Here is a 20570-nt window from a genome sequence, read left to right on the forward strand (position 1 = left end):
CGGCTCTACCTTCAAAGGGGGAGTCTCTGCTTTAGAGGGCAGAAGTCCATTGCTACTTTCCCCTTTCCAGTCTTTCCCGAGCGCGCCTCGCTTTTGGCCTTGGATTGGCAAAACTAAGCGCAAAAGACATTGCAGGCCGAAAGGGCAGTGCGCGAGGGGAAGACGGGGCCTCGCGGCCGTGAGCGCACGGAGGGAAACCATGCAACAACAAAGCATAAGGGCACCGCATCAACCCACCGCCACGCCAGCAATGGCAAACTGCATGCACAGCTATCTCTACAAACTCAGCTTCCGCAGCTTATCCGCCTTCCATGCCGTAAACCCCACAATCAAAATTGTCATACTCCCGCCAAACACCACCGAGGGCACCACGCCTAAAAGCTTTGCGGCCAAGCCAGATTCAAAGGAGCCAATCTCGTTGCTGGAGCCTACAAAGATGTTGTTCACCGAAGAAACGCGGCCCTTCATGTGCTCAGGCGTGAGCGTATGAATTAAGGTGGAGCGGATAATGACCGAGATGCTGTCCAGCACGCCACTCAGCAACAGCAGCCCGAATGAGAGCCAGAAAAGCTGCGACAGGCCAAACCCAATAATACAGGCGCCAAAGCCAGCCACGGCCCATAGCATTTTCTTTCCGGCACTGAACGTGATCGGCCGGTAGGCCATGAACAAGGCCATAGTTACGGAGCCGATAGCGGGTGCCGAGCGCAGCAAGCCCAATCCTTGCGGACCAATTTTGAGAATATCTGAGGCGAAAACCGGTAACAGGATCACGGCGCCGCCGAAGAGCACGGCAAACATGTCCAGTGCCAGCGCACTCAGAATGATCTGGTTCCCGAACACGAATTTGAGACCCGTCTGCAGGCTTTCTTTGATCTTGAGTTTAGGGCCTTCGCTGATGGGCAGTGGGCGTCCGGCAATGGAGCTATACAGCAAAAGAGATAAAAACACCAGTGATGCATCTACGCTAAAAGCCGCCGATACGCCACCAAACGCATATACCAGTCCGCCAATGGCCGGACCGGCCACTGAGCCCGCCTGCCAGGTAGTACTGCTCCAGGTAATGGCGTTGGCGTACAGTTTCCGGTCTGGGAGTAGTTGCGGCATAAAGGCAAAGACGGCCGGTCCCATAAACCCACGGGCAATGCCGCTCAGGAAAATAACCGAGTAAATGGGCAGCGTCCCAAAGGCGTGCAGGATTTTACCAACATCTAGGGTATAGAATAGCAGCGCCAATGAACAGAAAAGCAGCACACTAAGCACCGTGGCAATGATGCGCTTGCGCGGAATGATATCGGCCACGTGCCCGGCGTACAAGGCCACCGTAATGGAGGGAATAGCTTCTACCAGCCCAATGAGCCCCAGGGAAAAAGGGTCTTTGGTGATGTCATAGATCTGCCAACCTACTACTACGGCCTGTATTTGCATGGCCAGCGTAATGCAGAAGCGGGCAGAAATGAATCGTCTGAATTCGGGGATGCGGAGAACGGCATAGGGGTCATGCCGCTCCTCGGGGAAAGGAGTAGGTGTCGTCACGGGTTAAAAGTCAAGAAGGCAAAGGTATTGCATTTTTCAATGGAGTTCATTTATTCTGCGTTTTTAACGAACGTTCAGGAGAATATAGATGTTCTCTATATTCTCTGCTCCTGACAAACATTTCGCCTGCGAAATAGCCCTCATTGTACATTAAGTTGTAAGTTTACCTCCTAATAATCCCGTTTATGTCTCCATCATTTTTAGACGCCGTTGCACTCACCTATCGCCCAGACCTGGACGTGTTGTTTATGCGTTGGCCACAGCCGGTGTATGCATTCACCGTGCGGGAAGTGTACCAGCAAGTATTGGAGCTGGCGCAGGACACACATGCCCGTTACTGGCTGTTTGACCTCCGGAGCCGCGGGCCTCTTTCTAAGGAAGACGTAACTTGGTTGCGCGAGTCTTATTTTCCCGCTTTGCATGGTCAGTTAGGGCATATTACACATGTCGCTTATCTGCTTTCACCCGCCCACGCCAATGACCCTGAAACAAAAGCATCGGGGGAAGAAATGAGAACCTTGCCCTGGTACGGAATAGGAGCAGATTTTGAGGGCTTCACCTCAGAAACCGAAGCCTTGTATTGGCTGAAGAGATGCCAGTTAGTAGAGGTAGAAAAGTAGACCTTGATTTCTAATTATAAAACTAGGCCCGGTTGGTTCACCTCCCGGGCCTTTTGCGTTATACCGCCTCCTATTTAAGAAGCGTTTTTACAAAATCGGTTTGGAAACGCGGCAGAGGAATTACTGGCCTGTTTTCCAGAAAAGAAGCTAAAATGACCAAAATCATTTCAGGCGTAGGAAGCTATTCTTATTCTTGCGTTGTTAAAGAGTAAAGATTTTAAGCCGAAGAGCATGCAGGAGAACAGAGCAGATTTACAGACCGAAGAAGATATCCGCAGATTGGTAGACACCTTCTATGACCACGTAAACCAGGACGATTTATTAGGCCCCGTCTTCAACGAGTTTGCTAAGGTTGACTGGGCACACCACCTGCCCAAAATGTATGAATTCTGGAGCACCGTGTTGTTTGGCTCTATGGCCTACAAAGGACAACCGTTCCCTAAACACCTGGCACTGCCTGTGGAACGTACGCATTTTACCCGCTGGATTGCCCTCTTCACCCAAACCGTAGACGAGCTTTTTGTAGGTGCTATGGCCGAACAGGCGAAACAGAAAGCCGCCAGCATTGCCAATATCTTCCAGATGAAAATGGGATTGTGGGCCACACCACTGGTGAAACCTTCCTAAAGCGTTTGAGCCCGGTTTTGCAGAAAGTACCCTAAAAGCAGAGACATGCTTAGTAGTCGGGTATTACAGCACAACCTTGCTTCACATGAACCCAGGAATCAAACAAGAGAGACAATCCACCCCGTCTCTATAGCTTTCATTCTTCCTAAATCAAATACGCATTCCGTCCCCCTTGGAAGGGGTAGGGGGATGATTACTTTTGCTGATTAGGCATTCCCGAGAATCGTTTTGAATTGCTTTATGGCTGTTGCTGATGGTTCTCCAACGGGCTTTGTCATCCCCTACCCCCTTCCAAGAGAGACGGAATGCACGGGAATTCTTGAGTTCACGTTTGGGAATAGTAAGCTCCTCTATAAAACAACAAAGGAAGCCTTACAGGGCTTCCTTTGTTGTTTGGTTAGGATGCAGATATAACTAGATGGCAGGCGGTACGGGTCACTTATTCAAATTCTGCCATTCGGAAAGAGAAAAGAAGAGGAAGCGGGCGGTTTTGCATTCCAACAACACCTTTTCAAATCGCCGCCACACTTCCTTATTCCAGTATAATACAATTACGCTTATGTTTATCAAATCAACTGTTACCAACTGGTTTTCAGTCTAATCACTCTATAAGTTTTTAACAGCATAGGCATCTATTTTACTCAATATGCTAATCACAGATTGAAAAAAGCTCATTAATAGCTTCAACCAACTACCTTAACGGAAAAAAACTCACCTAGTTGCCATGAAGTCTTTATTCTAAGCATTTGTCTTCGCTCTCATCTCTAAGTCTTTTCTGACTCACTTCTTAACTCAGACATCATGCTTATTTCATATTCCTTACACTAGACTATACGCCCCTAAAACCAAGAAGGATATACCCAAATTTTAACTTTTTACAGAACCTTTTTGCATCCTTTTACTAAAACTCACCAAAAGGCCAAATTTCTACTGTTCTCCTCTTTATCGTAGGGATAAGAAGTCGCGTATATAGCACCAGATTCACTTTCTACGACTATGAAAAGATTGGTTCTATACAGCTTATTGCCCATGCTGACATTCCTTGTCTCGCCAAAGGCAGTTTTCGCGCAGCAGAAAGCAGATTTGATTACACGGGCTACTATCAAGGACAATACCATTTTCTGGCACCAGGGAAAGCTGGTGCAGCACCGGGGCGGCAAATTATATGAACTGCAGGAGCCGGTGCAATATAGCAGCGGCACCGTAGTTTCACCCAGCGGGCAGGTACGTTTGCCAGATGGCCAGAACTATACCCTTAAGCCAAAAAACGCCGTCAACCCGCAGGGCAGGGTGGTACTGGTAGCTGATGATATTTTCACTCCTACCACCATAGTAGAGCACGAAAAGAAAGTAGTAGGAGACACCGAGGTGAGAATACAGACGGTAGACGGCAAAATGGTATCGGCGGGGAACAGCGCGCAGAAAGTGACCTACACGCTGCCCGAGGAGAAAAGAATTCGGTTGCTGGAGCAGATTGTGAAACTGCAGGAGCAACGCACGGCGCTATTAGAAGCCAACCTTACCCCCGCTGAGCGCAAAAACATTGAAGCCTACTACAATGGCCTCAACAAACAACTGACAGCCATCAACCAGCAACTGCAGGCACTGTCCCCTGCGGTTAAATAATCTAAAGCCTCCACTTCCTTGAATCAGCCGTTACCCCCAAAACTCTCTGCCTTAAAAATCAAGCGTCCTTGGGGCAGATTCCGTGATGCCCTGCTCATTGTTTTCGGGATTTGCTCTGCGGGCGTAGGCTTGAAAGGCTTTCTGATTCCCAACCATTTTATTGACGGGGGCGTGACAGGACTTTCCATGCTGTTGTCCAAAAGCACCGGCGCGCCTCTCCCGCTCCTGATTCTTTTCATAAACGCCCCATTTCTGATTGCCGGGTACACCTTGGTCGCCCGCTCTTTCGCGCTGAAAAGTTTACTGGCCGTACTGGGACTAGCCGTGCTGTTGCTCACCTTGGATTTCCCCACCATCACCGATGACAAATTGCTGACAGCGGTGTTTGGCGGCTTTTTTCTGGGGGCGGGTATTGGGCTCTCCATCAGGGGAGGCTGCGTGCTGGACGGTACTGAGATTCTGGCCTTGCTTTTAAGCAAACGCACCAGCCTCACCATCGGTGACGTGATTCTGCTCATTAACCTGTTCCTTTTCTTGGGCGCCGCTTTTCTCCTGGGTGCCGAACCGGCCATGTACTCGGTGCTTACCTATCTCACCGCCTCCAAAACCATTGACTTTATCATTAACGGGATTGAAGAATACACCGGCGTCACCATTGTATCGGTGCATAGCAAGACTATGCGGCAGGCTATTCTCACCCAGTTGGGCCGGGCCGTTACCATTTACAAAGGCCAGCGTGGCTTCACAGGCGAAGAGGTAGACATTCTCTACTGCGTGGTTACCCGCCTGGAAGTGCAGCGCCTCAAATCCCTGATTACGGAATTGGACCCAAGCGCTTTCCTTATCACCCACAGCATCAATGACACCTCGGGCGGCATGATCAAGAAGCGTCCTCTCTCCCATTAATTCGTTCCGGTTCTCTTTTTCGGGTTATTTCAGGAAAGTAGCAGGTAAACGCCAAAAGCAGTTACCCAGATAGGCTCTGCCTCAATAGGTTAGGAGCCACCATGCTTCTTACCCAAAAATATTTTCTTTTTTTCTGGCAGAAAAAAAAGGGGAGATCGCTTTTATTTCTCTGGTAGAAAGTAGTATCTTCAAGATCTGATCTAGTGCATTGGTGTGATTTTTGAGGCTTGTTGTTTTTCTTCTTTCTGTTGCTTTCTGAGCAGATTTTTGAAAAGGTCTCTCCAATGAAAAAAATATTTTTAGTTTTATTTTACCCATTGTATTTAGACGTCTTATTTTCTATATTTGGTAATCAGATAAAACCCATCTTAATAATCACCTTACCTCACAATATGGCATAAACCTCTACGTTACTTTAATTGTAGATTTAGATGAATACAGTACAGCTTAATGATTCGGCGTTAGTAACGTCGTATATCGCTGGTAACGAGAGTGCGTTTGAGGAATTGGTGACCCGTCATAAAAGTAAGGTCTACACCACTATTCTACTTATAGTAAAAGATACCTACACAGCTGAAGACCTGTTACAGGAAACCTTTGTGAAGGCGATCCATACCATGAAAAGCGGTCGTTACAACGAAGAAGGTAAATTTTCATCCTGGATCTGCCGTATCGCCCATAACTTGGCTATTGATTACTTCCGTAGGGAGAAGCGGAGCCCAATGATCACTTTGGAAGACGGCAGCAATGTGTTTAACACGTTAAGCTTCTCTGAGGAATCAGTGGAATCCATCCGGATTAAAGAGGAAACCCATGCCCGTCTGCGGGAACTGATTCAGCAGTTACCCGCCGCGCAGAAAGAGGTGCTGATCATGCGCCACTACGCTGATATGAGTTTTCAGGAGATTGCGGAGGCTACCGGGGTTAGCATTAACACGGCTTTGGGCAGAATGAGATACGCATTGATCAACTTGCGCAAAAAAATGTCCAATGATAAAACAGCCTATGACCAAAACCTTTACCCATCATGATCTAGTACAGTACCTTTACAACGAACTGCCTAAGACGCAACGACTTGCCCTGGAAGAAGCCTTAATGGTGGATCAGGAACTAGCCGAAGCCTGTGCTGATCTGCTCCTCACCCAGCTAAGCTTGGAGGAAGCGCTCACCCAACCAAGCGACCGGGTCACCGACGCCATTCTCACTTACTCTAAAACCGTACCCCTGCACCGGTAAAGGAGGCAGGCCATCTAACAGCAAGCGCTGATTGTCTACTGGCAATCAGCGCTTGCTGTTTTACCCCAGGTGAACCTATTACTTACAGCTTCTGGCCCTTTGAAACACCAGAAGGTTCCTACCGGCAAAGGTTAGCCATCATACGGCGAAAACCGTAAATTTGGGTCTAAAAAGACGTAAGCTTCCCATGCGCAAACCAGAGCGGTACCGCCATTTAATCTCCTATTTCACCCAGAACTTCCCAGAGGCCGAAACCGAATTGGATTACCGCAACCCGTATGAATTGCTGGTGGCCGTAGTCCTGAGCGCCCAATGCACCGACAAACGGGTGAACCTGGTTACGCCGCCCCTGTTTGAGGCTTTCCCTTCACCGGAGGTTTTGGCTACGGCTAGCGCCGAGGATATCTTCCCCTACATCAAAAGCATCTCGTACCCTAACAACAAAGCCAAGCACCTGGCAGGCCTGGGCAAAATGCTGACTGAACGGTTTAACGGCGAAGTGCCTTCTTCCATTGAAGAACTGCAACTACTCCCCGGCGTGGGCCGCAAGACCGCTAACGTCATTGCCTCCGTGATTTTCAACATGCCCGCCATGGCCGTAGACACGCACGTGTTCCGGGTTTCCAAACGACTGGGCCTGGTGAGTAGCAAAGCGAAAACGCCCCTGGAAGTTGAAAAGGAGTTGTTGAAGCACATTCCGGTAGATCTGGTCCCCAAAGCCCACCACTGGCTTATTCTGCACGGCCGCTACATCTGCACCGCCCGCACCCCACAATGCGAACGCTGCCCCCTCACTCACTTCTGCGCCTATTACCAAAAGAACTGGCCCAACAAACCAGATGACCCACAGAATAAATTGGGCTAAGCTAGCCGTTTGAAACAAAACACAGCCAAAATCTTTTCCTGCTTACCCATCACCTAGAAAGAACAATCAAGACAGAGTTCCGGCATGAGTATTTCCATCACACATAGTTTGCCTGCTTTTTTCAGAAAACGGCTTTAAAACACCTTGCTGCTAAAATCTTCGCGCTTTTGCCTTAAGCACAGAGGGTAAAAGAGGTTTAGCCTGTCTTTCTTCTAGCAGTGCTTTGGATACCATTGCTTTCCAAAAGAAAAGACCAAAGGTGATGATAACTTCCACAACGCGCAGGGTTCTGGCCCTGCTTCTCTCTTTCTTTTCGGCTCCTTTCCTAAGTCAGGCACAGGAACCTGCTTCGGCAGAACTGCACAAGGCCATCATGCGGCAAGACAGTCTGATGTTTAATGTAGGATTCAATACCTGTAACATTGGTCAGTTTGAGAACCTCCTCAGCAATGATTTCGAATTTTACCATGACAAAGGCGGCATCACCTCTTCCAAGGCGGAGTTTATTGCTGGTTTTAAGAACGGATTGTGTAAATCCCCAACCACCTACCAGTCGCGCCGGGAATTGGTAGCTGGCAGTTCCGCGGTTTTTCCGCTGTTCAAAAACAACGTGCTTTATGGCGCTATCCAGACAGGGCGGCACCGGTTCTATGAGAAAGAGGCGGGCAAAGCAGAGACCTTCGCCAGCACCGCCCGCTTCTCACATGTGTGGCAATTGGAAAACGGAAGTTGGAAATTCCTGCGGGGCTTGAGCTATGACCACCAGAGTGCCTCCACCCCAGACAAGGGCGCTCAGGTGTTCACCAATGATGCCGATCTGGAAGCCTGGCTCACCGACAACAAATTCCCGGCTCTGGCCCTGGGTATCATCAACGACGGCAAACTGCAGCAGATCAAAGTTTTTGGGGAGCTGAAAAAAGGCACTCCGGCTCCATACAACACCATCTTCAACGTGGCTTCCCTAGCCAAGCCCGTTACTACCCTGGTGACCATGAAACTGGTGGATGCCGGGAAGTGGAAACTGGACGAGCCGCTGGCCAAATACTGGACCGATCCAGACATTGCCCATGATCCCAGAAGTAAGAAACTCACCTCCCGCCATGTCCTCACCCACCAGACGGGTTTTCCTAACTGGCGCTGGATGAATGAATCCAAAAAGCTAGCTTTCCAGTTCGATCCCGGGACCAAGTACCAGTATTCTGGCGAGGGCATGGAGTATCTGAGAAAGGCACTGGAAAAGAAATTCAACCGAACCCTGGACCAACTCGCTGATTCTCTACTTTTCAAACCGTTGGGCATGAAAGACACCCGCTTCTACTGGGATAAAACGGTAGACGAAACCCGGTTCGCGCTTTGGCATGACACGCAAGGCGATCTGTACGAAACCTACAAAAACACCAGTGCCAATGCCGCCGATGACCTTTTAACCACGGTGGAAGATTACAGCAAACTTCTGATCTCACTCATGAACGGGGCTGGCCTCTCCAAAGAGACGTTCAATGAAATGGTTTCGCACCAGCATAAAACAAAAGAAGGACTCTACTTTGGGCTGGGCTTTGAGGTGTTCGATCTGGGTAACGGAGAATACGCCCTATCGCACGGCGGGTCAGACAAAGGCACCTCGGCCATCTTCTTTGCTTTTCCCAAATCCAAGAAAGGGCTTATCATCTTCACCAACGTAGACGACGGCTATCGTTCCTATGACAAACTGATTAAGACCTACTTGGGTGACAGGGGTCAGAAACTGGTGAACATTGCGTTGCAGGAGTAGTCTTTTACCGTTTGTTTCGGGTCACCTTTTCGAAAATAGCCTCTAAAACGGGTACCATCTGCAAACGGTCAAATTGCTCACGTGCCACCTGCATCGCGTTCTTCCGCATAGCCGCCATCCCCTGTTTTTCCCCAAGACGCTGTACCAAAGAGTTTGCTAACGCCCGTACGTCACTGGCGGGCACATACCAGCCACAGCTATGTTTCTCCACCAATTCCTTTGTCCAGCCGGGGTTCGTGACCACTACGGGCGTTCCTACAGCCAGACTGTCAAATAACTTCCCCGGCGAGTTCACCGCCAGCACCGGCAAATCAATAAACGACACCACTGATACCGCAGCAATAGAGAATAACTTGAAAACCTCATGCCTGGGAAGCGGGGCCAACAAATGAATATTGTGTTGCTGTTTTGCGGCTTCTTCCAGTAAAGGAGCATCAAAACCCTGCCCGGTGAACACAAAGCAGATATCCGGATGATCTTGGAGCAGTTTCGCCGTGTGTACCAGCAAGGGAATATCATTGGCCCGACCGTACGTGCCCGCGTACAGCACCACCTGCTTTCCTTGCAACTTCAAGCGTTCCCGTAAAGCATTCTGTTTTATCAAAGAGATAGGCTGCGGCGGAATATCAGTGCCGTTGACCAGTGTCGAGATTTTTTGGGGAGAAATGCCTTGCTGCGCTATGTACGCTTCCATGCCGGGAGAAAGCGGAATAAGGTGAGCCGCACTTCGGTACAAAGAGGCTTCCATCTTGTACAACTGTCGCTGAACCAATGCGGAGGGTACTGCGCCCATCTGAATAGGGAAAGAAGGCCAGAGGTCCTGCACCTCAAAGACCCAGGGCACTTTTCTGAACCTGGCTACCTGCGCCGCTGCCCAGGCGGTAGTCAAAGGCGTAGAGACACCCCAAATCACATCGGGCTTAGGCATCCGCAGTCCTTTTACAAACGCCTTGCTTGCGAAGGACCCGAAGGCTTGCAGGCGTTGCACCACTCCCATTTTATTGGAATACGGCGCCTCAATGGAAACCAGCTCTACTCCCGGCGGAACCCAGTCATATAAGTTGGTAAGGCGTTTGCTTTCCCAGGCGTTGGAGGTGATCAGCGTGATTTTATGCCGTTTCACCAATTCTGCCATAAACGTGTAATGCCGGCACGTAGCGGGGCAGTCTGGGTTATGGTGATACTGGTGAAACAGCGCAATATGCATAGAGACGAAGACGGGAAGAACTTTTAGGCCTGTTTTCATAAAAACTGGCCCAAAACAAGGGAAGTACGTTACTTTTTCTGCGGCTTGTATTTAGACCTATCCAGAATCTTACGGGCGTCTTTCTCTTCCATAAGCTGTTGCAGCGTCACGTCTGGGTTATTCTCCATGTACTTGCGCACAATCTGCCAACCTACCCACGCAGCCACTCGGCCCGGGCAACGCTCACTTATCTCGGGCACGTTGGGGCGCTCACCAATGTACTTCCTGATGATGAACTGGCTGGTTTCATAGAGCAACCCTTTCTCAATAAAATGCGCCCAAATCTTGCCTTCGTTGTAGTTCACATCGGCTAGTTCCTGGTCACTGTACCAGATAATGAGCGAGTCTGGGGTGCAGGGCAGCATTTGCTTCGTGAAATAATAAGACTTGCCGTAGTCTATCATCTCATCCAGCATCTCTTTGTTCACGAAATCTGTCTTGTTGAATTTGTTGGACACCAGCAGCATCACAGACGGCACCAGGTTCTCTTTTTCGTAGCGCTTCAGAATGTACTCGGGGGCCTGCGGCCGATAAGCGGCTTTCTTCCCGATGAAGAAGTCCAGCCCCATCACCACCAGACTATCGCTCACCAGCAGATCACGGCTGAGGCCCGAGATGAACGTCTGCACCTTGGGCACCTGGAAAGACGGATAGAAGTGTTTCACGTATTTAAAGCCATTCTCCAGCCCCTGCTCTATGTCTTGCATGTCCTTGAACTGCTCGTCACTCTGTCTGGCCAGTTTATGGATGCTGGTGTCGGTGGCCAGCCGAAGGAGGCTTTGCGCCATCAGCTCCTGGGAAGGATAGCGGTCGCGCAGCAGGAACTTGTCTCGCAGGAGCGACTCTTGTTGCAGAAAGGCCTGCATCTCTGGCACAGTTTTTATCTGGAAAAAGCGTTGCTCCAATCGGTCTATTTTCAGGTCTACCGGAATACGGGATATCTCTTCCGGTATTTCGCACGTTTCCTTTTTGGAACAACCCACACTTAACAATACAGTAATCAGCAGCAACAAATAGCCTCGCATCCTTTTTCTATCCTTTATCTTTAAGCAAATTTAACGTACTAATTCTTAATACCTCTTACCCTATGAAGATGATTCGCTTTACTCCCCTGGTTTTCGTTCTGGCCGCTCTTTTCTTCTGCTCGCAGGAAGCCTCTGCCCAAGTAGAGATTGGGGTGAAAGTATCTCCCTCCATTACCTCTACCCGCACCATTGCCAGAGACCAATATAACTTCAAGAACGACGGAGCCCGCGCCAGCTTCGGCATGGGCATCATTGCCGACTATTTCTTCGGGGCGAATTACGCCTTCAGCTCCGGTTTACTGTACAACGCAAAAGGAGGCGAGGTAGCGTATGACTACATCACGCCAGATGCAATGGGCGTACGCCGGTCAGGCTCTGATGACATTAACCTGCAGTACCTGGAGATTCCGCTTACCATCAAGCTTTTCACCAATGAGATTTCTGACGGTACGCGGCTTTACTTCCAGGCGGGCGGTTCTTTGAACACCATGCTGGCGGCCAAGGTCAACGACCGCAAGGTAGACAATGACAGCGGCGACCGCTTCACCAAACGTTTCAATACCTTTGAGATTGGAGCTTTGGTAAGCGCCGGGGCCGAGTGGGATTTAGGGCAAAGCACCAAGCTTTTCGGCGGACTGTCATACCACCGCGGCCTCACCGACATTGACAACGGCTACTACTCCAAACTCTTCAATGACAACAAAGTAGAACTCAAGAACAGCTCCGTCGCCCTAGACTTCGGCATTAAGTTTTAGTTTCGTTTCAGCCCTCTTTCAGAGAAAACAGCTCTGAAACGAAAGATACCTGAAAAGTTTTCCGCCGTAGTTGGTGCTCTCAAATGCCTACGCTGTTACAGGGTAACGGCGCTACAAAAGAAATGTAGCCTCGTTACCCTATAACGAGGTACTCGTGCAGAGGAAAACTTTGGTGTTCTCACCAACATCTTCTACTCCATTCAGTTTGAGGGCAGTTTTGGGAAAGGAACCGAAAAAAGGATTGTTGGCGATAACACCAACAATGGCACGAATAGCCCTACCTCTACTTAGCCTAATAGCTACAAGGTTACCGCCAACAATGGCGCGGGTTCTAATTCCGTTGCAGCCTTCTTTTAGAGAAAACAGGCCTAAAATGATAGTTACAGTAACGAAAAAGCCCCCGTTTCACAACGGGGGCTTTTCTTTTATATCGCAGGCATTAGAAGGAGTTTACTCGGTTTCTACTGCGCGGTCTTGTAACCCATTTACTTCGGTGTAAGCCGATTTCAGCTCAATTTCGTCGCCGTGTTCATCCATCACCTTGAAATCTGTGAGGGCAAGCGCCGTATCTTTCATCACGTTCACCCGCTTAAAGTGCTTCAGGAACCATCTCGTTTGCTTGGAGAGAATTCCTTTGGTGTAATACGCATGCAAGAACGGATGCACGTACAACGTAATGTTCTTTTGATTCTGCCGGGTCAATAGATCTTCAATGGTCTGATCTATCTCATCGGTTACCAGAATACTGGCAGATATTTTGCCGCTGCCTCCGCAGGTAGGGCATACCTCACCGGTTACAATGTTCTGCTCAGGCCGTACGCGCTGGCGGGTAATCTGCATGAGGCCGAATTTGGAAATTGGGAGAACCGTGTACTTAGACCGGTCTTTCTTCATCTCCTCCTTCACTACATCCTGCACGCGTTGCCGGTTGTCGGCTGATTTCATGTCAATGAAATCCACTACAATGATTCCGCCCAGGTCCCGGAGGCGCATTTGACGCGCTACCTCTTTTGCCGCAGTAAGATTCACATTCAGCGCGGTTGCTTCCTGGTCCGTCTCGGAGTTGGATTTGTTTCCGCTGTTCACATCTACCACGTGCAGGGCCTCTGTGTGTTCAATCACCAGGTATCCCCCGCCGGGAATGCTCACCGTCTTCCCGAAGAGGGATTTCAGCTGCTTTTCAATGTTATAGTGTTCAAAGGTCTTTACCTTGCCCGTGTAATGCTTTAAGATATTAAGCTTATCTGGGGCTATGGTTTCAATGTAAGTTCTGATTTCGTCATGCAATTTGGCGTCATCCACCACAATGCTGTCAAAACTTTCATTCAAGATGTCTCTCAACATGGAGGAGGAGCGTCCTAGCTCCCCAATTACTTTGTCGCGCTCCTTGGCGGTGCGTAACTTAGCAATGCCTTCTTCCCAGGTGGCTAGCATGGTACGGAGGTCTTTGTCTAATTCCGCCACTTCGCGGCCTTCGGCCACGGTACGGATAATCACGCCAAAATTCTCCGGTTTAATGGAGGTGATCAGGCGTTTTAGACGCGTACGCTCCTCTTTGCTCACAATCTTCTTTGACACGCTTACCGTGTTAGAGAAGGGCACAAGCACCAGGTACCGGCCGGCCAGGGAAATCTCACAAGAGAGCCGGGGCCCCTTGGTAGATATTGGCTCTTTTACAATCTGAACCAAGATTTGCTGTCCTTTTTTCAGGACATCGGCCATCTTGCCCAGTTTGTCTATTTCGGGCTCAAACTTCACAGAAGTAAGCTTGGCAGGAGTATTCTTCTGGGTTTGCACCATCTTCACGTATTTATTGAGAGTCTTGATGTTCTCTCCTAAATCATGGTAGTGCAGGAACGCGTCTTTGGTGTACCCAATGTCTATGAACGCAGCGTTCAGACCAGGCATTACCTTTTTCACGGTTCCCAGGAAAATGTCTCCTACAGAGTAGTTGGTATCATTCCGGTCGAAGTGATACTCCACTAATCGCTTATCCTGAAGAAGGGCTATTCGTTCTCCATCTTGAGTAGAATTAATAATTAATTCGTTACTCAATGTATTAGATGCTTAGTTGGAAGAATATACCAAAGCCCAGCATTACCTTAAAGGGTAATGTGGGCTCTTAGAATCAAAGGCCTAAACCTTATTTTTTCTTATGTCTATTCTTACGAAGACGCTTCTTTCTTTTGTGAGTAGAGATCTTATGTCTTTTTCTTTTCTTACCGCAAGGCATAGTGTTGATTTTTTATGTGTGAAAAATATTTTAACTCTGTTTTATTGCGCGCTGTTCAGGCGCTGCAGGTAACTGTCTACCGAGGCCTGCACCTCTGGGTCTTTGCTTATCTGCTTTACCTTCAGGAAAGATTTCTGGGCCTCGGCCTTCTTCCCTGTCTCGGCTAACGCAACGCCCATGTAAAAGGTGCCCTCTACGTGGTTAGGATTTACCACCAGCAACTCCTGAAAACGCTCTACCGCCTTCTCATACTGATTAGACTGGATAGACAAAACGCCCAGGTTGAACAAGGCTTTCTCGTTTTTAGGGTCCGCTGAGATCACTTCCCGCAGCAAGGTAATGCCCCGCATAGGCGTGCTGCTGGAGATATAGGTCATGGCCAGGTTGGTCTTCGCGTCCAGGTTGGTAGGGTTGTTTTTCAGTACCTGCTCATACAAGCCTTGCGCTTTGGCACTCAGCTCCTGCGAGCGTTCCTGCGTAGCGGCAAAGGTGAATGCCTCAAAATACTGGTCAGCCGCCTTCTGGAAGCTTTTCTCGCCTGGTCTTGCCTGGGCTACCTGCTCATAATAATACCCCGCGCTGTCATGCTTGGCAATGGCCGCGTACTTCTGCGCCAGTTCGTCTGCTAACTTTCCTTTGGCTTGCGGGCTGCCAGCCTGGTTGAACTTGGTGCGTAACTCCGCAATCTCTTTCACCTGGGCAGGGGTAGCCACCACGTGTGCAGCAGCGGGAGTCGCGTTTTCAGCGGCATGATCTTCATGGCCCTCATGGTTGGGGTCATGGGAAGACTGGTCTGCGCTGGCAGCGGCTCCGTTAGCGGCAAACGTGCCTTTCTTATCTTTGTTGATAATGACTTTAGGTAACAACGCCATCAAAACAGCCAGCACCACGGCAGAAAGAATAAGGGCTATCCGACCTTTTGACATAAGCTTGTTATCCAGAAATTATTATGACGCAAATAGTTAAGGCTGCAAAGGTACAAAAAACTAAGAAACTACCGTTTCTTTGATTTTTTTGCTGTTTTTGATCTTAGAGACAAATGTCTTTGATGGCTTAAAGGAAGGGATAAAGTGCTCGTCAATGATGATAGACGTGTTTTTAGAGATATTGCGGGCTACCTTTTTCGCACGCTTCTTGTTCACAAAGCTTCCAAAGCCACGCACGTAAATGTTATTACCATCGGCCATGGAGTCCTTCACCACTTTGAAAAACGCTTCTACTGTGGCCGCAACATCAGATTTTTCAATCCCTGTCTTATCCGCAATTTCTGATATAACTTCTGCTTTAGTCACTTGTTTAATCTTTTAAGGGTAATTGAGTAAAGATGAATATGTTTGTACAAACCTTATGCCGTAAATTCACAGCACCCTGAAATCGGGGCACAAAGGTAGGCGGGCTTTTCACAAAATAAAACTATTTCTTCAAAAATCTGTTGGTCTTTGCGCTGCCTACCCTCAGCATACCAATATGTTAAAGCCTTTTCATGGCCACTTCTACCCCTACCTTCTTCAGTAATGCCCTTCTTAACTGGTACCCGCGCCACCGCCGACCCTTGCCTTGGCGCGAGACCACAGACCCGTACGCCATCTGGCTTTCTGAAATTATTCTGCAGCAGACCCGCGTACGGCAGGGCTTACCTTACTATATAAAGTTCATAGAAAGATTCCCTACCGTTCATGATTTAGCAAACGCCCCTGAAGATGAAGTATTGCGTCTCTGGCAGGGATTGGGCTATTACTCACGGGCCAGAAACCTGCATTACACGGCTAAACAGGTGGTTTCTGAGTTTGGCGGCGAGTTCCCCAAAAGTTACGCGGGCCTGCTGCAGTTGAAAGGCGTGGGCTCCTATACGGCGGCGGCCATTGCCTCTTTCGCGTACAGCGAACCCGTGGCCGTGCTGGACGGAAACGTGTACCGCGTGCTGGCCCGGGTGTTTGGGCGGCACGAGAACATTGCCGCCCCAGCCAGTAAGAAAGTTTTTGAAGAGATTGCCAATAACCAGATTCCCGTAGACAATCCAGACACCTACAACCAGGCCATTATGGAGTTTGGGGCCATCCAGTGCACGCCGGTGGCACCAGACTGCCTGTTCTGCCCTTTGCAGCAAGAGTGCTTCGCGTTTCAGCATGGGTTGGTCAATGTGCTGCCGGTAAAAGAGAAAACCACCAGCAGCCGCCAGCGCTTCTTCCATTACTTGGTGCTGCAGCACGAAAACAAGCTCTATTTGAAAAAACGACCCGGAAACGACATATGGCAAGGTCTCTACGATTTTTTCACCGTTGAAACTGACACCCTGCATCCGGACCCCAGCCTTTTTCAGGCCCAGATTTCGGAAACTTTAGGCCTTCCGGCTATGCCTTTTAGGAGCACCGGCAAGGTGTACAAACATGTCCTGAGCCATCAAAAAATATCGGCTCAATTCTATCTCATTTCGCTTCCTTCTCGTTTAAGGGAGGAAACAGAACAAAATATTGGCTTACAACTATATTCTTTGGATGAAATAGAAGCATTGCCCAAGCCAATTTTAATACATTCGTTTTTACATGCGCATTTTTTTTAGTATTTTTATAAGCTAAATCAATTTCAAACCACCAGATTCTACTTTATGGCAAGCATTAATAAAGTTATCTTAATCGGCAACCTTGGCAAAGACCCGGAAGTGCGCCACTTAGAAGGTGGTGTGGCCGTGGCCCGTTTCCCGTTAGCTACTTCTGAAACATTCAAAGACAAGAACGGCGAGCGCCAGGAGCGCACCGAATGGCATAATATTGTAGTATGGCGCGGCCTGGCCGAGGTGGCGGAGAAATACGTCAAAAAAGGCCAGTCTGTGTACATTGAAGGCAGAATCAGGACCAACAGCTACCAGGACAAAGACGGCGTGCAACGCTACAACACAGAGATTGTGGCTGACAACATGACCATGCTGGGCGGCCGGCCTGAAGGCGGCGCAGCGCAGGGCGGCGGAAGCTACAGCAACGAGGCACCTGCTGCTAGCGTAAACAGCACTAGTGGCGGCAACGGCGGTCAGAGCAAAGGCGGAAGCTCCAAGTCTGTAGCCTATGACGAAGAGCCAGACGACCTGCCTTTCTAATCTATTGTTGAACCAAAATTTGACTTTTGGAAAGTATACCTCCATTAGGAGAGCCCTCCAGTTGGGGCTCTCTCTTACTTTTAGCTCTTCCGGTTTCTCATGAAACGGAATGGGTTCTCCCTTTTGCCCTCTTCGTGCTGCTTTTAGGCGGCAACCTAGCCATAACCGCTTCTCTGGCGGCTTACCAACAGTTTCTCAGCACTTCCAACTCAAAGACGGCCTCGCCCAAACCAGCGCTCTATGAGAAGCCGGAGAACGTGCTGTTGGCGGGTGTTTTCCTCACGGCAACGCTTCATTTGCTAGCGGGTCTGTGCAGTTATTGGCTTTTCACCCATCTTTTGGCTTTTTACCCAATAAACCCATGGCTCATTTTGCTGGGGGGCTCTGCGGTGGTGGCCACTCTTCTATTGGTACTCCGGGGGTATTTCTCCCATTGGGGTAGGCGCAAGCAGGAGGCCTCTCCCGGCCCCGTGCTGGTTTCTGTTCTGAAAGCTACCCAAGTCTTGGGGTCGCCATTTGTTTCCTTAATTCTGCCGTTGCGGGGCTTGGTAGGGCAAACGAGAGTCGCCTTCGGTACGCCTTCTCCGTCTGAAGAACTGTCGCATTCCTTAGACCAGGCACCCACAGAACCTGCCTCGCCAGAGGAAAAGGGCTTGTTGAAGGCCATCGTGAATTTCAGCGCCATTACGGTCAAACAAATCATGCGGTCCAGGGTAGATGTGATTGCCTTGCACCGGCGGTTGCCTTTTCCCGCGCTGCTCAAGCAAGTCCATCAGTACGGTTACTCGCGCATTCCGGTCTACACCGATGGGCTGGACAAGCTGGACGGTATTCTGTACGTGAAAGACTTACTGCCTTACCTCAACGCGCCGGTAACCTATGTGTGGCAAAACCTCATCAGAACGCCTTACTTTGTACCCGAAACCAAGAAAATAGACGAATTACTGCGCGAGTTCCAGGAACGCCGCGTGCACATGGCCTTGGTGGTAAATGAATACGGCGAAACTACCGGCCTCATTACGTTGGAAGATGTGATTGAAGAGATTGTGGGCGAGATCCATGACGAACTGGACGAAGAGGAAGACCATTATTACTCGCAACTGGACGAACACACGTTCCTGTTTGAAGGACGCACCTCTCTGCACGATTTCTGCAAAGTGGTAGACGCGCCCGCTGAGCTTCTAAAAGACATCAAAGGCGATGCCGAGTCAGTAGCCGGTTTGATGCTGCGCCTTTTCTCCCGCATACCCCATACCGGCGACGAAACCCAACTGGGGCCTTATGTTTTCCGGATTGAAGCCGCCGACAGTAAAAAAGTAAAGAAAGTACGGGTACACGAAGCAGTACCGCACCCTCATAATGAAAAAGAATAATCCCTTCTATTTTGTCTCCCTACTGAGTGGCCTGTTGTTTTTAGCCGGCTGCGCCGAAGAATACACGCCCAAACCCAAAGGCTTTAACCGCATTGACCTGCCCGAAGCGAAGTACATGACTTTGCAGGAGCGGCACCCCTACGTGTTTGAGCATTCGGTGTACGCCAAAATCCTGAAAGACTCTTCCCGCATTGCCGAACCGCATTGGATTGATATTTATTATCCGCGTTTTAAGGCGAATATTCAGCTTACGTACAAGAACTTCAACCAGGACCCTAAGATGTTCAATGACCTGGTAGAAGACGCGCGCAAACTCACGTCCCGCCACCAGATCAAGGCCTACGCCATTGAAGAAAGCCAGATTAAAACTCCTACCGGCATTACCGCCAGCGTGTTTGAACTGGAGGGTGAAGTGCCCAGCCAATTCCAGTTCTATCTCACAGACAGCAGTAAACACTTCTTCAGAGGGGCCCTTTACTTCAGAACCTCCACCTCCAATGATTCTCTGGCCCCCGTCATTGAATACCTGAAAAAAGACGCCGTACACCTGCTCAACACCCTGCACTGGACCGACCAAGTGAAGTAGAAGCGCCGTTTTGACGCTGATTTCGGGAAAACAGCGTCTAAATGGAATAAACCGATTAGTTCTTAGGTGCAGAAAGGCTTGCTTGGGATGGCATTCACCTCCCAAACAAGCCTTTCTGTTTAGTGTCTGTTTTCAATCTTTCAGCTCAATCCATACCGGAGCATGGTCACTGGATTTCTCCCAGCCTCTTGCCTCACGATCTACCCCGCCGGCCACCAGCCGATTGGTAAGGTTGGGACTGAGTAAAAAGTGGTCAATCCGTAGACCGGCATTCCGGCCAAAGGCATTCCGGAAGTAGTCAAAGAAGGTGTAGATGGTCTCATTTGGGTAAAGCTGGCGAAGGGCATCCGTCCAGCCTTGGGCCATCAGGCTATGGAACGCCGCGCGCGTTTCAGGCCGAAACAGGGCGTCCTCTACCCATCGTTCGGGTTTGTACGCGTCTTGCTCAGTGGGAATAACGTTGTAGTCGCCCGCCAGTACTACCGGGGTCTCTGAAGCGAGAAGTTCAGCCGCATGGGCCGTGAACCGTTCAAACCACCGTAATTTGTAGTCAAATTTAGGTCCCGGGGCCGGATTGCCGTTGGGCAGGTAAAGGCACCCTACCCGTACATCGCTCACCAAGGCTTCCAGATAGCGGCTTTGGTCATCCTCGGGGTCACCCGGCAACCCTCTCCGTACTTCCTCCGGCTGTACACCTCGCGCCAAAATAGCTACGCCGTTCCAACTCTTCTGCCCCTGCCAAATGGCCTGGTAGCCTACGTCCAGCAAGGCCTGTTCGGGAAATTTTTCCTGCGGGGTCTTTAACTCTTGCAGACAGACCACGTTTGGCGCTGTCTCCTCCAGCCAACGGAGCAGAACTGGCAGGCGGGCGTGTATTCCGTTTACATTGTAGGTGGCTATTTTCATGATCAAGGTAGCTAAAGGAACCTTAAAATTTTCAGTTTCATACGGGTAAAGCTTCTTGAAGGCTAAGAAAAACAGTCCCCAGGCAAAAGCAATATTCGTTACCAATCTACGCAAACTGGCTATTCTCATTAGCCAGCCTGCTATCTTTTCTGTAATTTTACACAGCGG

General features: G+C 49.6%; 21 protein-coding genes. 13 read left to right on the plus strand and 8 right to left on the minus strand.

All coding sequences use genetic code 11. The features are described 5' to 3' along the window. Nucleotides 1-276 precede the first annotated feature (276 nt). The gene (locus ACY0JR_RS18435) at nt 277-1536 is read right to left on the minus strand and encodes an MFS transporter (protein ID WP_462635635.1); all 1260 of its coding nucleotides are present in this window, start codon (nt 1534-1536) and stop codon (nt 277-279) included. 185 nt (nt 1537-1721) lie between these two features. Between ACY0JR_RS18435 and ACY0JR_RS18440 the strand changes: the two genes are divergently transcribed. The 4 genes from ACY0JR_RS18440 (at nt 1722) to ACY0JR_RS18455 (ending at nt 5315) form a co-directional block, all read left to right on the plus strand. After that, complete coding sequence (locus ACY0JR_RS18440) at nt 1722-2156, plus strand: hypothetical protein (protein ID WP_462635636.1); 435 nt, start codon at nt 1722-1724, stop codon at nt 2154-2156. Between the two features lie 231 nt (nt 2157-2387). Next, nucleotides 2388-2783: a group III truncated hemoglobin gene (locus tag ACY0JR_RS18445; protein WP_462635637.1), complete on the plus strand. Its 396-nt coding sequence runs from the start codon at nt 2388-2390 to the stop codon at nt 2781-2783. 1029 nt (nt 2784-3812) lie between these two features. Next, nucleotides 3813-4409 carry a DUF6799 domain-containing protein gene (locus ACY0JR_RS18450; RefSeq protein ID WP_462635638.1) on the plus strand — a complete coding sequence of 199 codons (597 nt, stop codon included), beginning with the start codon at nt 3813-3815 and terminating at the stop codon, nt 4407-4409. Nucleotides 4410-4427: 18 nt separating this feature from the next. Continuing rightward, nucleotides 4428-5315, plus strand: a complete 888-nt coding sequence (locus ACY0JR_RS18455) for a YitT family protein (protein ID WP_462635639.1) — start codon at nt 4428-4430, stop codon at nt 5313-5315. 108 nt (nt 5316-5423) lie between these two features. Here the strand turns inward: ACY0JR_RS18455 and ACY0JR_RS18460 are convergent, their stop codons facing one another. Continuing rightward, nucleotides 5424-5633, minus strand: coding sequence for a hypothetical protein (locus tag ACY0JR_RS18460; protein WP_462635640.1), 210 nt, complete (start codon nt 5631-5633; stop codon nt 5424-5426). A gap of 113 nt (nt 5634-5746) precedes the next feature. On the opposite strand from ACY0JR_RS18460, the gene ACY0JR_RS18465 reads away from it, so the two are divergent. From ACY0JR_RS18465 to ACY0JR_RS18480, 4 genes are all read left to right on the plus strand, one after another. Further along, nucleotides 5747-6346: an RNA polymerase sigma factor gene (locus ACY0JR_RS18465; protein WP_462635641.1), complete on the plus strand. Its 600-nt coding sequence runs from the start codon at nt 5747-5749 to the stop codon at nt 6344-6346. Beyond that, entirely contained in the window at nt 6321-6551 is a 231-nt protein-coding gene (locus ACY0JR_RS18470; RefSeq protein WP_462635642.1) for an anti-sigma factor, read from the plus strand. The genes ACY0JR_RS18465 and ACY0JR_RS18470 overlap by 26 nt, the downstream gene beginning before the upstream one ends. A 187-nt stretch (nt 6552-6738) precedes the next feature. Then, nucleotides 6739-7416, plus strand: coding sequence for an endonuclease III (nth, locus tag ACY0JR_RS18475; RefSeq protein WP_462635643.1), 678 nt, complete (start codon nt 6739-6741; stop codon nt 7414-7416). A gap of 262 nt (nt 7417-7678) precedes the next feature. Beyond that, the gene (locus tag ACY0JR_RS18480; RefSeq protein WP_462635644.1) at nt 7679-9187 is read left to right on the plus strand and encodes a serine hydrolase; all 1509 of its coding nucleotides are present in this window, start codon (nt 7679-7681) and stop codon (nt 9185-9187) included. Between the two features lie 4 nt (nt 9188-9191). Here ACY0JR_RS18480 and ACY0JR_RS18485 read toward each other — a convergent pair whose 3' ends face one another. After that, on the minus strand, nt 9192-10433 hold the full coding sequence (locus tag ACY0JR_RS18485) for a glycosyltransferase family 4 protein (protein ID WP_462635645.1): 1242 nt from the start codon (nt 10431-10433) through the stop codon (nt 9192-9194). A 29-nt stretch (nt 10434-10462) separates the two neighbouring features. Beyond that, nucleotides 10463-11458, minus strand: coding sequence for a gliding motility lipoprotein GldB (gene gldB / locus ACY0JR_RS18490; RefSeq protein ID WP_462635646.1), 996 nt, complete (start codon nt 11456-11458; stop codon nt 10463-10465). Between the two features lie 62 nt (nt 11459-11520). Here gldB and ACY0JR_RS18495 point away from each other — a divergent pair, with 62 nt between their 5' ends. Then, on the plus strand, nt 11521-12213 hold the full coding sequence (locus ACY0JR_RS18495; protein WP_462635647.1) for a porin family protein: 693 nt from the start codon (nt 11521-11523) through the stop codon (nt 12211-12213). A 450-nt stretch (nt 12214-12663) separates the two neighbouring features. Here ACY0JR_RS18495 and ACY0JR_RS18500 read toward each other — a convergent pair whose 3' ends face one another. The 3 genes from ACY0JR_RS18500 to ACY0JR_RS18510 form a co-directional block, all read right to left on the minus strand. Further along, nucleotides 12664-14268 carry an Rne/Rng family ribonuclease gene (locus tag ACY0JR_RS18500; protein WP_462635648.1) on the minus strand — a complete coding sequence of 535 codons (1605 nt, stop codon included), beginning with the start codon at nt 14266-14268 and terminating at the stop codon, nt 12664-12666. A gap of 219 nt (nt 14269-14487) precedes the next feature. Next, on the minus strand, nt 14488-15372 hold the full coding sequence (locus tag ACY0JR_RS18505) for a tetratricopeptide repeat protein (protein ID WP_462635649.1): 885 nt from the start codon (nt 15370-15372) through the stop codon (nt 14488-14490). Nucleotides 15373-15432: 60 nt separating this feature from the next. Further along, the gene (locus ACY0JR_RS18510; RefSeq protein ID WP_062543741.1) at nt 15433-15738 is read right to left on the minus strand and encodes an HU family DNA-binding protein; all 306 of its coding nucleotides are present in this window, start codon (nt 15736-15738) and stop codon (nt 15433-15435) included. 191 nt (nt 15739-15929) lie between these two features. On the opposite strand from ACY0JR_RS18510, the gene mutY reads away from it, so the two are divergent. The 4 genes from mutY to gldD all read left to right on the plus strand — a co-directional run bounded on the left by mutY (nt 15930) and on the right by gldD (nt 19496). Further along, entirely contained in the window at nt 15930-17006 is a 1077-nt protein-coding gene (gene mutY / locus ACY0JR_RS18515; RefSeq protein WP_462635650.1) for an A/G-specific adenine glycosylase, read from the plus strand. Nucleotides 17007-17051: 45 nt separating this feature from the next. Beyond that, entirely contained in the window at nt 17052-17537 is a 486-nt protein-coding gene (locus ACY0JR_RS18520) for a single-stranded DNA-binding protein (RefSeq protein ID WP_462635651.1), read from the plus strand. A 134-nt stretch (nt 17538-17671) separates the two neighbouring features. Then, on the plus strand, nt 17672-18910 hold the full coding sequence (locus ACY0JR_RS18525; protein WP_462635652.1) for a CBS domain-containing protein: 1239 nt from the start codon (nt 17672-17674) through the stop codon (nt 18908-18910). Then, a complete protein-coding gene (gene gldD, locus ACY0JR_RS18530) occupies nt 18897-19496 on the plus strand; it encodes a gliding motility lipoprotein GldD (protein ID WP_462635653.1) in 600 nt (199 codons plus the stop codon). The genes ACY0JR_RS18525 and gldD overlap by 14 nt, the downstream gene beginning before the upstream one ends. 132 nt (nt 19497-19628) lie before the next feature. Here the strand turns inward: gldD and xth are convergent, their stop codons facing one another. Then, nucleotides 19629-20402, minus strand: a complete 774-nt coding sequence (xth, locus tag ACY0JR_RS18535; RefSeq protein ID WP_462635654.1) for an exodeoxyribonuclease III — start codon at nt 20400-20402, stop codon at nt 19629-19631. Nucleotides 20403-20570: the final 168 nt, after the last annotated feature.

It is taken from the genome of Rufibacter sp. JT3400010 (assembly GCF_054956755.1).

Excerpts from the sequence above, each read along its gene's own strand:
- nth (WP_462635643.1), top strand. The coding sequence starts at position 6,739 with ATGCGCAAACCAGAGCGGTACCGCCATTTAATCTCCTATTTCACCCAG.
- ACY0JR_RS18480 (WP_462635644.1), top strand. The coding sequence starts at position 7,679 with ATGATAACTTCCACAACGCGCAGGGTTCTGGCCCTGCTTCTCTCTTTC.
- ACY0JR_RS18505 (WP_462635649.1), bottom strand. The coding sequence starts at position 15,372 with ATGTCAAAAGGTCGGATAGCCCTTATTCTTTCTGCCGTGGTGCTGGCT.
- ACY0JR_RS18465 (WP_462635641.1), top strand. The coding sequence starts at position 5,747 with ATGAATACAGTACAGCTTAATGATTCGGCGTTAGTAACGTCGTATATC.
- ACY0JR_RS18470 (WP_462635642.1), top strand. The coding sequence starts at position 6,321 with ATGACCAAAACCTTTACCCATCATGATCTAGTACAGTACCTTTACAAC.
- gldD (WP_462635653.1), top strand. The coding sequence starts at position 18,897 with ATGAAAAAGAATAATCCCTTCTATTTTGTCTCCCTACTGAGTGGCCTG.
- ACY0JR_RS18520 (WP_462635651.1), top strand. The coding sequence starts at position 17,052 with ATGGCAAGCATTAATAAAGTTATCTTAATCGGCAACCTTGGCAAAGAC.
- ACY0JR_RS18495 (WP_462635647.1), top strand. The coding sequence starts at position 11,521 with ATGAAGATGATTCGCTTTACTCCCCTGGTTTTCGTTCTGGCCGCTCTT.
- ACY0JR_RS18485 (WP_462635645.1), bottom strand. The coding sequence starts at position 10,433 with ATGAAAACAGGCCTAAAAGTTCTTCCCGTCTTCGTCTCTATGCATATT.
- xth (WP_462635654.1), bottom strand. The coding sequence starts at position 20,402 with ATGAAAATAGCCACCTACAATGTAAACGGAATACACGCCCGCCTGCCA.
- ACY0JR_RS18440 (WP_462635636.1), top strand. The coding sequence starts at position 1,722 with ATGTCTCCATCATTTTTAGACGCCGTTGCACTCACCTATCGCCCAGAC.
- ACY0JR_RS18445 (WP_462635637.1), top strand. The coding sequence starts at position 2,388 with ATGCAGGAGAACAGAGCAGATTTACAGACCGAAGAAGATATCCGCAGA.
- mutY (WP_462635650.1), top strand. The coding sequence starts at position 15,930 with ATGGCCACTTCTACCCCTACCTTCTTCAGTAATGCCCTTCTTAACTGG.
- ACY0JR_RS18460 (WP_462635640.1), bottom strand. The coding sequence starts at position 5,633 with ATGGGTAAAATAAAACTAAAAATATTTTTTTCATTGGAGAGACCTTTT.
- gldB (WP_462635646.1), bottom strand. The coding sequence starts at position 11,458 with ATGCGAGGCTATTTGTTGCTGCTGATTACTGTATTGTTAAGTGTGGGT.
- ACY0JR_RS18450 (WP_462635638.1), top strand. The coding sequence starts at position 3,813 with ATGCTGACATTCCTTGTCTCGCCAAAGGCAGTTTTCGCGCAGCAGAAA.